General features: G+C 44.9%; 11 protein-coding genes, 10 tRNA genes and 1 rRNA gene. 1 reads left to right on the top strand and 21 read right to left on the bottom strand.

Annotated elements, in window-relative coordinates; genetic code table 11:
* Positions 1 to 174 precede the first annotated feature (174 nt).
* From MKY77_RS02280 to MKY77_RS02225, 12 genes are all read right to left on the bottom strand, one after another.
* Positions 175 to 1,726 (bottom strand): 16S ribosomal RNA (locus tag MKY77_RS02280).
* 121 nt (positions 1,727 to 1,847) lie between these two features.
* Positions 1,848 to 1,921, bottom strand: a tRNA-Gly gene (locus MKY77_RS02275).
* Positions 1,922 to 1,933: 12 nt separating this feature from the next.
* Positions 1,934 to 2,007, bottom strand: a tRNA-Pro gene (locus tag MKY77_RS02270).
* A 16-nt stretch (positions 2,008 to 2,023) separates the two neighbouring features.
* A tRNA-Arg gene (locus tag MKY77_RS02265) sits at positions 2,024 to 2,100 on the bottom strand.
* Positions 2,101 to 2,198: 98 nt separating this feature from the next.
* Positions 2,199 to 2,284 (bottom strand) — tRNA-Leu (locus tag MKY77_RS02260).
* Positions 2,285 to 2,308: 24 nt separating this feature from the next.
* A tRNA-Leu gene (locus tag MKY77_RS02255) sits at positions 2,309 to 2,392 on the bottom strand.
* Between the two features lie 16 nt (positions 2,393 to 2,408).
* Positions 2,409 to 2,483: transfer RNA gene (locus MKY77_RS02250), tRNA-Gln, on the bottom strand.
* Between the two features lie 150 nt (positions 2,484 to 2,633).
* Positions 2,634 to 2,709: transfer RNA gene (locus tag MKY77_RS02245), tRNA-Val, on the bottom strand.
* Between the two features lie 50 nt (positions 2,710 to 2,759).
* Positions 2,760 to 2,831 (bottom strand) — tRNA-Glu (locus tag MKY77_RS02240).
* 7 nt (positions 2,832 to 2,838) lie between these two features.
* Positions 2,839 to 2,929 (bottom strand) — tRNA-Ser (locus tag MKY77_RS02235).
* 5 nt (positions 2,930 to 2,934) lie between these two features.
* Positions 2,935 to 3,009, bottom strand: a tRNA-Asn gene (locus MKY77_RS02230).
* A 330-nt stretch (positions 3,010 to 3,339) separates the two neighbouring features.
* The gene (locus MKY77_RS02225) at positions 3,340 to 3,813 is read right to left on the bottom strand and encodes a SprT family protein (protein WP_339148621.1); all 474 of its coding nucleotides are present in this window, start codon (positions 3,811 to 3,813) and stop codon (positions 3,340 to 3,342) included.
* 104 nt (positions 3,814 to 3,917) lie between these two features.
* Between MKY77_RS02225 and cmpA the strand changes: the two genes are divergently transcribed.
* Positions 3,918 to 4,028, top strand: coding sequence for a cortex morphogenetic protein CmpA (cmpA, locus tag MKY77_RS02220; RefSeq protein WP_237665415.1), 111 nt, complete (start codon positions 3,918 to 3,920; stop codon positions 4,026 to 4,028).
* A gap of 55 nt (positions 4,029 to 4,083) precedes the next feature.
* Here the strand turns inward: cmpA and MKY77_RS02215 are convergent, their stop codons facing one another.
* The 9 genes from MKY77_RS02215 to MKY77_RS02175 form a co-directional block, all read right to left on the bottom strand.
* A complete protein-coding gene (locus MKY77_RS02215; protein ID WP_339148620.1) occupies positions 4,084 to 6,303 on the bottom strand; it encodes a Tex family protein in 2,220 nt (739 codons plus the stop codon).
* A gap of 242 nt (positions 6,304 to 6,545) precedes the next feature.
* Complete coding sequence (locus MKY77_RS02210; RefSeq protein ID WP_339148619.1) at positions 6,546 to 7,145, bottom strand: PP2C family serine/threonine-protein phosphatase; 600 nt, start codon at positions 7,143 to 7,145, stop codon at positions 6,546 to 6,548.
* Positions 7,142 to 7,927 (bottom strand): RNA polymerase sigma factor SigB, encoded by a 786-nt coding sequence (sigB, locus tag MKY77_RS02205; RefSeq protein ID WP_339148618.1) that lies wholly within the window; start codon positions 7,925 to 7,927, stop codon positions 7,142 to 7,144. The genes MKY77_RS02210 and sigB overlap by 4 nt, the downstream gene beginning before the upstream one ends.
* Positions 7,902 to 8,378, bottom strand: coding sequence for an anti-sigma B factor RsbW (gene rsbW, locus MKY77_RS02200; protein ID WP_237665411.1), 477 nt, complete (start codon positions 8,376 to 8,378; stop codon positions 7,902 to 7,904). Before rsbW ends, sigB begins: the two co-directional genes overlap by 26 nt.
* Before the next feature lie 48 nt (positions 8,379 to 8,426).
* Positions 8,427 to 8,735: an STAS domain-containing protein gene (locus MKY77_RS02195; protein WP_339148616.1), complete on the bottom strand. Its 309-nt coding sequence runs from the start codon at positions 8,733 to 8,735 to the stop codon at positions 8,427 to 8,429.
* A 76-nt stretch (positions 8,736 to 8,811) separates the two neighbouring features.
* The gene (locus MKY77_RS02190) at positions 8,812 to 9,819 is read right to left on the bottom strand and encodes a PP2C family protein-serine/threonine phosphatase (protein WP_339148615.1); all 1,008 of its coding nucleotides are present in this window, start codon (positions 9,817 to 9,819) and stop codon (positions 8,812 to 8,814) included.
* Between the two features lie 15 nt (positions 9,820 to 9,834).
* Positions 9,835 to 10,236 carry an anti-sigma regulatory factor gene (locus MKY77_RS02185; protein WP_339149932.1) on the bottom strand — a complete coding sequence of 134 codons (402 nt, stop codon included), beginning with the start codon at positions 10,234 to 10,236 and terminating at the stop codon, positions 9,835 to 9,837.
* 3 nt (positions 10,237 to 10,239) lie between these two features.
* Entirely contained in the window at positions 10,240 to 10,596 is a 357-nt protein-coding gene (locus tag MKY77_RS02180; protein WP_010195165.1) for an STAS domain-containing protein, read from the bottom strand.
* A complete protein-coding gene (locus MKY77_RS02175; RefSeq protein ID WP_339148614.1) occupies positions 10,593 to 11,420 on the bottom strand; it encodes an RsbT co-antagonist protein RsbRA in 828 nt (275 codons plus the stop codon). Before MKY77_RS02175 ends, MKY77_RS02180 begins: the two co-directional genes overlap by 4 nt.
* Positions 11,421 to 11,562: the final 142 nt, after the last annotated feature.

Below are 11,562 nucleotides of genomic sequence, written 5' to 3'. Positions count from 1 at the left end.
TCAGCGATGATATCTATAAAGAAAATTACTAAGATGAACGATATTTTGTGAATATCTTGATATTAGTTACATTATCTAGTTTTCAAGGAACAACTATGACAATTCGTAAGAATTGCCTATTTAGAGAGAATGCTCTCTCAAAACTAAACAAAACAACAAGCGTACATTCCTTAGAAAGGAGGTGATCCAGCCGCACCTTCCGATACGGCTACCTTGTTACGACTTCACCCCAATCATCTGTCCCACCTTAGGCGGCTGGCTCCAAAAGGTTACCCCACCGACTTCGGGTGTTACAAACTCTCGTGGTGTGACGGGCGGTGTGTACAAGGCCCGGGAACGTATTCACCGCGGCATGCTGATCCGCGATTACTAGCGATTCCGGCTTCATGCAGGCGAGTTGCAGCCTGCAATCCGAACTGAGAACGGTTTTATGGGATTGGCTCGACCTCGCGGTTTTGCTGCCCTTTGTACCGTCCATTGTAGCACGTGTGTAGCCCAGGTCATAAGGGGCATGATGATTTGACGTCATCCCCACCTTCCTCCGGTTTGTCACCGGCAGTCACCTTAGAGTGCCCAACTGAATGCTGGCAACTAAGATCAAGGGTTGCGCTCGTTGCGGGACTTAACCCAACATCTCACGACACGAGCTGACGACAACCATGCACCACCTGTCACTCTGTCCCCCGAAGGGGAACGTCCTATCTCTAGGAGTGTCAGAGGATGTCAAGACCTGGTAAGGTTCTTCGCGTTGCTTCGAATTAAACCACATGCTCCACCGCTTGTGCGGGCCCCCGTCAATTCCTTTGAGTTTCAGTCTTGCGACCGTACTCCCCAGGCGGAGTGCTTAATGCGTTAGCTGCAGCACTAAAGGGCGGAAACCCTCTAACACTTAGCACTCATCGTTTACGGCGTGGACTACCAGGGTATCTAATCCTGTTTGCTCCCCACGCTTTCGCGCCTCAGTGTCAGTTACAGACCAGAAAGTCGCCTTCGCCACTGGTGTTCCTCCAAATCTCTACGCATTTCACCGCTACACTTGGAATTCCACTTTCCTCTTCTGCACTCAAGTCCCCCAGTTTCCAATGACCCTCCACGGTTGAGCCGTGGGCTTTCACATCAGACTTAAAGGACCACCTGCGCGCGCTTTACGCCCAATAATTCCGGACAACGCTTGCCACCTACGTATTACCGCGGCTGCTGGCACGTAGTTAGCCGTGGCTTTCTGGTTAGGTACCGTCAAGGTGCGAGCAGTTACTCTCGCACTTGTTCTTCCCTAACAACAGAGCTTTACGACCCGAAGGCCTTCATCGCTCACGCGGCGTTGCTCCATCAGACTTTCGTCCATTGTGGAAGATTCCCTACTGCTGCCTCCCGTAGGAGTCTGGGCCGTGTCTCAGTCCCAGTGTGGCCGATCACCCTCTCAGGTCGGCTACGCATCGTCGCCTTGGTGAGCCGTTACCTCACCAACTAGCTAATGCGCCGCGGGCCCATCTGTAAGTGATAGCCGAAACCATCTTTCAATAAAGAACCAGGAGGTTCCTTATATTATCCGGTATTAGCTCCGGTTTCCCGAAGTTATCCCAGTCTTACAGGCAGGTTGCCCACGTGTTACTCACCCGTCCGCCGCTGACCTTTCAAAAGCAAGCTTTTAAAAGGTCCGCTCGACTTGCATGTATTAGGCACGCCGCCAGCGTTCGTCCTGAGCCAGGATCAAACTCTCCAATAAAGAGTCTGAGCTTTTGCTCAAAATTTGCTAGCTTGTGTTACTTAAATCATTTTGTTAATCCCGTAGAATTAACGTTATGACGCTGTTGTTTTGTTTAGTTTTCAAAGATCATTCAATATTATGGAGCGGGTGATGGGAATCGAACCCACGACATCAGCTTGGAAGGCTGAGGTTTTACCATTAAACTACACCCGCATTATCTAGAAATCGGGAAGACAGGATTTGAACCTGCGACCCCTTGGTCCCAAACCAAGTGCTCTACCAAGCTGAGCTACTCCCCGTTCACTTTATAAATAATGGCGCGCCCGAGAGGACTCGAACCCCTAACCTTTTGATCCGTAGTCAAACGCTCTATCCAATTGAGCTACGGGCGCTTCGTAATAATGTTTATTTTCAATGTCGCTCTCAGAGGCGACTTAACTATAATATCAATTTCAGCGTTTCATGTCAACACTTTTTTGAAATTATTTTTTGGTGCGGCCGAGAAGAGTCGAACTTCCACGGGGTTGCCCCCACTAGGCCCTCAACCTAGCGCGTCTGCCATTCCGCCACGACCGCGAAAATGAATGGCTAGAAAATGTATGGTGCGGGTGAAGGGACTCGAACCCCCACGTCAAAGACACTAGATCCTAAGTCTAGCGCGTCTGCCAATTCCGCCACACCCGCATACATTTTATAAAGTTGGCTGGGCTAGCTGGATTCGAACCAACGCATGTCGCAGTCAAAGTGCGATGCCTTACCGCTTGGCTATAGCCCACTGATTATACTTCGTGAATCTATCTTCTTGGAGTAGCTACATGAGCTTACACCGCAGATATTATTTTGACTATTTCAGAAGGAAATAGGCGGAATAATATCGACACCAAAGTCCACGATGTTCTTAAATAGATAGAGGATAATGTCCCTCTGGTGGAGGATGACGGGATCGAACCGCCGACCCCCTGCTTGTAAGGCAGGTGCTCTCCCAGCTGAGCTAATCCTCCAGATTGGAAGTGGGCAGCAAAGCAATCTTGCTTTGCAACCCACTTAGTAGTGACCCGTACGGGATTCGAACCCGTGTTACCGCCGTGAAAGGGCGGTGTCTTAACCGCTTGACCAACGGGCCTTAAGAATGGCGGAGAAGGAGGGATTTGAACCCTCGCGCCGCTTACACGACCTACACCCTTAGCAGGGGCGCCTCTTCAGCCACTTGAGTACTTCTCCATTTATGGCTCCACCAGTAGGATTCGAACCTACGACCCTTCGGTTAACAGCCGAATGCTCTACCGCTGAGCTATGGTGGAATAATGCAAAAGGTTTCACTACGCATCTTATAACTTGCAGACGCCGAACGTCCCGATTTCGGGAAGCATTACAGTGAAGTTGCTCAATCGGTACGCTGTAGAATCTCAAGGGAGATTATTCGAGCGTGCTCTACCGCTGAGCTATGGTGGAATATTACTACGGTAATGAAATTGTTATGTCGATTTTCGTTCTTATTCGTCGCAACCGACTGTTTTAATTTTAATAAGATTGTACGAAAAAGTCAAGTTTTTTTGCAACAAAATGATATATCATCATAATTGTCATTTCGTCACTTTTTTAAAACAGCGACTAGAATAAAGTATCATATTTCATGGTCGTATGTCAACACGCTTTTCGATTTCTCTTAGCTTCCCTCTACATTTTCCACATCTATACTTGATTGTATTCACCCTTCTTACTCTTTTATATAATTGGTGACAGTCCTTGCATTCATATATACGGAAAGTTTTCGGCTTGGACTGCGGTGCCTCAATCGGTGTACAGAACCTTGGGGCTCCGACTTTTTTCAGCAGGGTGCGGAAATCCCGGTCTCGATGCTTATATCCTTTCCCTTGGATATGCAAGTGGTAATGACAGAGTTCATGTTTGATAATCCCTACAAGCTCGTCCATCCCTAACGCATCGTAGTATTTTTTGTTGATTTCGATGTTGCTTGTGGAGGTCAGGTATCTCCCTCCCGTTGTTTTCAAGCGGTGGTTGAATGATGCTGTATGTAGAAAAGGTCTATTAAAATAGGTCATAGATATTTCTTCTATTAGCTTCTGAAGATCCTTGTCTTCCATCTGTCCTCCCCCTTCCTTTGAACCCTCCCCATTATACTGCATACTATAGAATAAATTAAGTCATTTGTAGCCTTCGAGTTAAATGTAGAAGGAGGTACAGGAAGATGCCGTCTTGGTTTAGAAAGCAGATGCAACGCGCTTACCTGGAAAAGGATCGTTACCAAATCAAAATGTTGAATCAGTGTTGGTTTTTTTATTATAAGAAGAATGGCTAAAGCTAAACCCCGAGTTGCATGGAACATTGCGCTCGGGGTTCATTGTGTGCTGTATTTATACTTCCTGTTTTTGTGGTTGCAACATAGTCAAGGAGACACGTCCTTTGTTGACTTCCACACCGTCCACCCAAACGGTTACGATGTCCCCCACCGAGACAACATCGAGTGGGTGTTTTACAAACCGGTTGCTTAGCTTGGAGATATGGACCAGACCATCCTGCTTTACTCCGATATCAACGAATGCTCCGAAGTCGACTACATTACGGACCGTTCCTTCTAGCTCCATTCCTTTTTGCAGGTCTTCCATTTTCAAAACATCCTGTTTAAGAAGCGGAGTTGGCATATCATCGCGAGGATCACGCTCGGGTCTGATCAAGGAATCAATGATATCCTGAAGCGTGATAGGTCCGATATTTAAATCTTCCGCAAGCTTGGAAACATCTACGCCTTTAAGTGCTTCTTGGAGCTTGGCCGTTCCAATTTCTTTTTCGGAAGCCCCTAGCTGCTTTAAGAGTTTCTTTACGTCCGGATAGGTTTCGGGATGGATACCTGTTCTATCAAGCGGTTGTTTCCCGTCGATGATTCGAAGGAATCCGATACACTGTTCATAGGTTTTGGCACCAAGTCTAGGGATACCCTTCAGGTCTGCCCTACTGGCGAATTTGCCATCCTCTTCACGCTTTTTGACGATATTGTTGGTGACGGTCTTTGATAAGCCAGCAACATATTGAAGCAAAGAGGAAGATGCAGTGTTTACATTCACTCCTACTTGGTTTACCACTGTTTCGACTACGAAATTAAGGGATTCCGCCAGGCGCTTTTGAGCGACGTCATGCTGATATTGACCCACCCCTACTGATTTCGGATCTATTTTCACTAGTTCCGCCAACGGGTCTTGTAGTCGTCTGGCAATGGAAACGGCACTTCTCTCTTCTACTTGCAGATCCGGAAATTCCTCTCTTGCAAGATCAGAAGCGGAATAGACACTCGCTCCCGCTTCATTAACGATCAAGTAGGAGATGCTATTCCCGCTTTCTTTCATTACTTCTGCGATTAGCTGTTCTGTTTCACGGGATGCCGTACCATTACCTATTGCGATCACTTCGATTTTATAGGTAGCCAGCACATCGAGTAGCTTCCTGATAGCCTCTTCTCGCTTGTTTGCGCCAGTGTGCGGATAAATGACACTGATATGGAGCACTTTTCCAATCTCGTCCACTACCGCGAGCTTACATCCCGTTCGATATGCAGGGTCTACCCCCAATACAACTCGCCCTTTTAAAGGTGGTTGGAGCAAAAGGTTTCTCAGATTTTCGGAAAAGATATGGATAGCCTGTTCCTCGGCCTTTTCCGTTAACTCTTTTCTAATTTCACGCTCAATGGCCGGTTCAATCAATCGTTTGTAGCCGTCTTCAATCGCTTCCTTTACAAGAGGGGTTGCAATGGACGACTCCCTCTTTATCACTTGGCGATTTAAGTAATCAATCACCCTGTCTGTTGGAGCAGAGATGGAAAGTCGTAAAACATCCTCTTTTTCCCCACGGTTTACAGCCAGGATCCGGTGAGGAAGAATCCGAGATATGGCTTCTTCATACTCATAGTACATGGCGTAAACTTCTTTTTCGTCTTTTTCCGCTTTCTTTACTGTCGAAACGACCTTTCCTTGCTTAAAAGTAACGTCACGAATGTATTGGCGATAAGAAGGCTCATCTGAAAATGTTTCGGCAAGGATATCCTTCGCACCCTCTAGCACCTCTTCAACGGAGGTCACTTCTTTTTCCTCGGATAGAAAGCCCTGTGCTTTCTCCTCCAATGATGGAGATGACGGGAAGGTGAGCAACCATTGAGCATATGGCTCGAGCCCCTTTTCTTTTGCAACAGTCGCTTTTGTCCGGCGCTTTTGTTTGTATGGACGGTAAAGGTCTTCAACCTGTTGCAGTTTTGTCGACTTAAGAAGATTTGCCTTAAGTTCAGGCGTCAGTTTTCCTTGTTCTTCAATAAGGCGGATAACTTCTTCTTTTCTATTTTCAAGGTTTTGTATGTATTGCCATTTTTCCATGATCGCCCTGATTTGGACTTCATCTAACGAACCAGTCTGTTCTTTTCTGTATCTGGCGATAAAAGGGACTGTATTGCCCTCTTCTAAAAGTCCTATCACTTTTTTGGCCTGCGATTTTGATACCTCTACATCTTTGACTAGCAAATTTACCAATTGCTCACTTTTTTCGTTCCATTCCAATTTTGTAGCCTCCCAACATAGTATCCCATCTTCCATTTTAACAAATTAATGAACAAAGAAAAAAGACTAACACTAATTTGTTAGTCTTGGACTGTTGAAACCCAAAAGTATTTGCATTCAACTGTTGATCTTCGTTCCAGGTGCTTCGCTTTTCGCGGGCTGTCCGGAAGCCTCCTCGGGCATTCGCCCTGAGGGGGGGTATTCCGTGTCCCTTCCTCCCGCGGAAGTCTTCGGACCTTCCACTACGATCAACATGGTTTCTACATTCATACGCACTCCTAATGAATTTCACCAGAGATGATGGTGACGTCATCCATTCCGTTGCCGGTAAACATTGCTGCGATTTCAAGCAATGTCGTCGCAGATGGTATATCCTTAATATATTTTTTTACGGACGGGATATTCAATCCATCCGAATAGATGAAGAATTTCATTTTGGAACTGTAAGGAAAGCGATGGGTTTTAAGGTTCTGAGGTTTTCCAGAAAGATAGCCTTTGACCGGAAGAGGATAGATTAGCTTTTCTGTCGGAGGATATAGGTAGAATCGAATATTTCCAACACAGCTGTAAACAACCTCCCGCTGGGCATAGTTGACCTTCAACACGGATACTGCTGCTCCACGCTTATTTCTCATCGCTTCGTTACAAGCTTTCATAATGACCGAAACGTCTTCAGTTTCATGATCTTTGGCAGCGGAAATGACCGCTTGTGATGCATCATGCGCATATTCCCCACTACCTAGACCATCCGCTACTACACACAGAAAATAGTCATCTGTTGTATTCACGTAGTAGCTGTCTCCACAGAAATACATTCCATTTTTGGCATTCTGGTAGGCATTGACGTTAGCTCTTTCATGTTTGAATTGTTCTATCATGAAAAAATCTCCGTATTTGCGTTATCTGCCATGAAGGCTTGCTTCAGCTTGGTTAGTGCCTTGCGTTGAAGCCTGGAAACGTGCATTTGAGAAATACCCAGTTTTTCCCCTGTCTCTTTTTGACTCATATTTTTAAAGAATGTGCATTCGATAATCTGCTTTTCCCGCTCCGATAGCACATGGAAGATTTTCTGTAAGAGAAGTCGCTGATCCACTTGATCAAAGCCGGCATCCTGATTCCCTACAATATCTAGGATGGTCACCGTGCTTCCGTCAGAGTCTGCTTCAATAGCATTATCGACAGATAGAGCTTGGTAGTTCTGGCTCATCTCCATCGCTTCCAATACTTCTTCTTCCGTAACCTCGAGGTAGTCCGCAATTTCCACTACTTTCGGTGAACGTTGAAGTTCATTTGTCAGCTCTTCCACTGCTGATTTAATTTTCGGTCCTATTTCCTTGATTCTGCGAGGGACATGCACACTCCATGTCTTATCGCGCAGGAAACGTTTGATTTCACCGATGATCGTCGGTACGGCAAATGCTTCGAAACTTCGACCAAAGCTTGCATCAAAACGTTTCATGGCCCCAAGCAATCCAATCATCCCAACCTGGGATAGGTCTTCATGAAAGGCTTTTCCCCTTGAGTATTTACGAGCGATGGATTCAACAAGTGCAGTATAATGCTCGACTAATTGCAACTGCGATACTTCACAACCGTCTTGTTGGTACCGCTCTAATAGCATATTAACATCCAGCTTACTGGATTGAGATTGACTCTGCATCCCTTTCCACCTGCTCTCCTTGTACATACTTTGTCATGAAGACGGTAACGCCCTGATTGCTGTGCACCTTCACATCATCCATCAGCGTTTGGATTAAGAATAATCCTAACCCTCCTTCTGGCAAAGTTTCTACTGGTTGCGACTCGGTGTATGGACCTAATTCTTCTCTCACTTTATCAAAGTCGAAGCTTTGACCATTGTCAGCTACCACCAACTCGAGTCGGTCTTTATAAATTCCGAATCCGATTCGAATATTTCCTTTTTCGTCCTGCTTATAAGCATGCTCCACAGCGTTTGTACAAGCTTCGCTCAAAGCAATCTTGATATCTTCGATTTCATCGTAGGAAAAACCCATACGATTCGCAATTCCAGATAAGGTAAGTCGGATGACTCCTACGTACTCAGCCTTAGCTGGAAACGACATTTCTATATAATCGTAAGCCCGGTTCATTGTTCCCCCACCTTTAAGTGAACTTAATTTAATTGGCTACTTTCTAGCCTATTTGATTTCCATTATTCCCGCTAGACCAGTAATGTCAAACAATCGCTTCAGACGGTCGGATAAACCTATCAAGCGAAACACACCGCCATTTGCCTTTACGGTTTTAAAGAAACCTACAAACATCCCTAAACCTGTGCTGTCCATATAATTAACATTGGATAAGTCAAAAATGAGTTCTCCAGTGAAACCTTCCAATAACGGGGCAACCTCTTCCTTAACCTTTGGTGCAGTATAGGCATCAATTTCCCCTTCCAGAACAACAATCGTCTGGTTTTGATCTTCTTTTATCTGAATGTCCATATTCATTCTTACGTCACCCCAAACATGAATTAAGATTCCAATTTCAGGTCATCCCAATACTAAATACCCGCTTCTCAAACATTTAAACCTTTCTTTTTAAAATAATTAAGGTAAAGTCGTCCCTGAGCTGGAAGTCCTGGATTTTTTCTAGGTCCCTGTACACCAGTTCCACTATAGCTTGAGGAGGCAGGTGGATATATGACCTTATTAAATCTATTATTTTATCAACCTCTACAAAACCTTCGTCTGTTCGACACTCTGTCACTCCGTCAGAGAATAATATGACCATATCATCTATTTCTATTTCTTTTTCATACTGCTGATAGGTTGCCAGGCGGTCGATCCCTAATACAAGCCCCCTTGCATCCAGTTCATAGAATTCATTTTTCTTTGCATCAAAATATAAAGGTGGCTCATGTCCTGCGGAAGAGAAGGAAAAGAGGTGTTTGTGAAGGTCATACATTCCATAGAACATCGTTATGAACATGCTCGCATCCACATTTTGCTCTACCACTCTGTTTAAATTCCCAAGAACATAACTCGGAGCAACTCTGGTATCTGGTAAACTATCCATCGCATATTTGATCATGCTCATACACATTGCCGCCGGAATTCCCTTACCGATGACATCTGCAATCGCGACACTGAACGAATCATTATCACTGTGAACAAAATGATAGTAGTCCCCGCTCATATGCTTGGCAGGAACACTTATCGCACCGATCTCCACAGAATCCGTTTTAGGTATCTGCGTTTCAAGCAGCGTCTGTTGCACATTTGCCGCAATTTCAATTTCTGTCTGAATCTCCTGTTGCCTGTGACGCAGGCTTTGATGCTCACGATATGCAATCCCATATCCGATCATGACTTCAAGAAGAAAGTCCAGGGAATGCAGAATATTGTCCGGGATATCGGGAGAAAGGTCCTGCAACATCGATTTATGCACACTGATGATTTCTTCGGGAGATACTTTTTCCCCAAGCAGTCTTCTACTGAACTCCTGTCCCTTATACAAGGCTTCCTCCGACTGTCTATTCAGATAGGCGGAAAGTATTTCTTTATATTCACATTCTAACTTTTCATAATCCATGGGTTATCCCCCCTTCTAGCGAACCCACTTCACGGCATAGATTGTCGTTCCTTCCCCTGAAGAAGAATCAATCTGGAACGTATCCATCAACCGTTTAACACCAGGCAGTCCTGCCCCCAGGCCGCCTGAAGTGGAAAATCCATCTTCCATGACTTGTCGAATATCAGCGATTCCGGGACCATCATCTGTAGCGATCACCTTCAGTCCCCGTTTTCCATACTCGTCCATTTCTTCGATACAAATTTGACCTGTACCTGCATATAAATATATATTTCGAGCCAACTCAGATATTGCCGTCGTTATCCTCGCTTGGTCTACTGTTCCGAAACCTAGATCTTTGGCGACATCCCTACCCATTTGACGGGCAGCGACAATGTCCCATTCGTTTCTTATGCTTACACAGGATTGGACAGTCATCATTTACTCCCCCAGTTCCTGTTGTAGTTTCTCTAGACCCTTTTCTAAATCTAGTGCTGTGAACACTTCATCCAATTGGATCCCCAGTTCCACCAAAGTAATGGCTACCGCTGGCTGGATACCCGTCAATACAACTTGCGCCCCCATGAGTTTTGACATGCTGATTACGTCCCCAAGCACTTTCGCGATGAACGAGTCAATCATATCCACAGATGTCAGGTCGATCACGACTCCGTTCGCACCTGTTTCATGGATTCTATTTAGAAGATCCTCTTGAAATTGCAACGCTGTCTGATCATCAAGCTCCCACTGAATCGATATTAAAAGGCAATTATGCAGTTTTAATATTGGTATTCTCACGTTTGATCCCCCACAGTCACAATTTGTCTGTTTGTCATCTCAAGTGCTGTCTCAATTCCTTTTTTCAAGGAGTTTTTCGTAATGATTTGATCCAGGTTGATGCCTAAATTGACAATGGTCTGCGCAATTTCAGGACGGATTCCCACAAGCAGACACTTTGCCCCGACAAGGCGGACCGCTTCTGCTGCCTGGATGATATGATGGGCCACCATGGTATCTACCACAGGAACCCCGGTTATGTCGATCAACACCACTTCTGCACGATGCTTGACGACTCCTTGAAGAAGATTTTCCATGATCTGCCTTGCACGTTCCGTATCGATCGTACCTACAAGTGGCATGACAGAAATCCTGTCAAAAACCGGGATAAGCGGTGCAGCCAATTCCTGCAATGCGATCTTCTGCATAGAAACAGTGTGTTCCCATGATCCTGTATAAGTTTTTAAAATTTCGTTTTGGACCGGGCGAAGCCACTTTTCAAAATCGTACATCAAGGAAACTTTACGGCTATCATTCGCCTCTTCTGTCATCCCTTCATATACAATCTTCCCAAAAAGGGTCAAACCTTCCGTCACATAGACAAGCGGCCAACCGAAGCGCACAATCTTCTCAGCAAAATCCGTCAATACACTAGACAGGTCTTCTGAATTCCTGCTGATATTATTTAGCAGCAAATTGATGTATTCACGACTAGTACTCAAGTACACTTTTTCAGAAATGGCTTTGAATTCCTTTTTTTCACCGATTTCATCCATACCTTCAATCCAGCGGTTAAAAATTGTTTCACGGTTTCCCTCAATATAATTGATTATCTCATGATTCATTATCCCGACTCCTTTTTCGGTAAAGATATATTTATAAATTCGACAAATAATTATAGTTCTACTAATACCACTATAAATTTTTATCATTTTAAAAGTCAAATATGTTTAATCCCATATCATCCAAAATTGTGGTTTATTTACC

Source organism: Sutcliffiella sp. FSL R7-0096 (assembly GCF_038595065.1).
Taxonomy (GTDB): Bacteria; Bacillota; Bacilli; order Bacillales; family Bacillaceae_I; genus Sutcliffiella_A.
The sequence above is the reverse complement of the archived record's forward strand: the minus strand, read 5'-3'. Positions and strand labels throughout refer to the sequence as shown.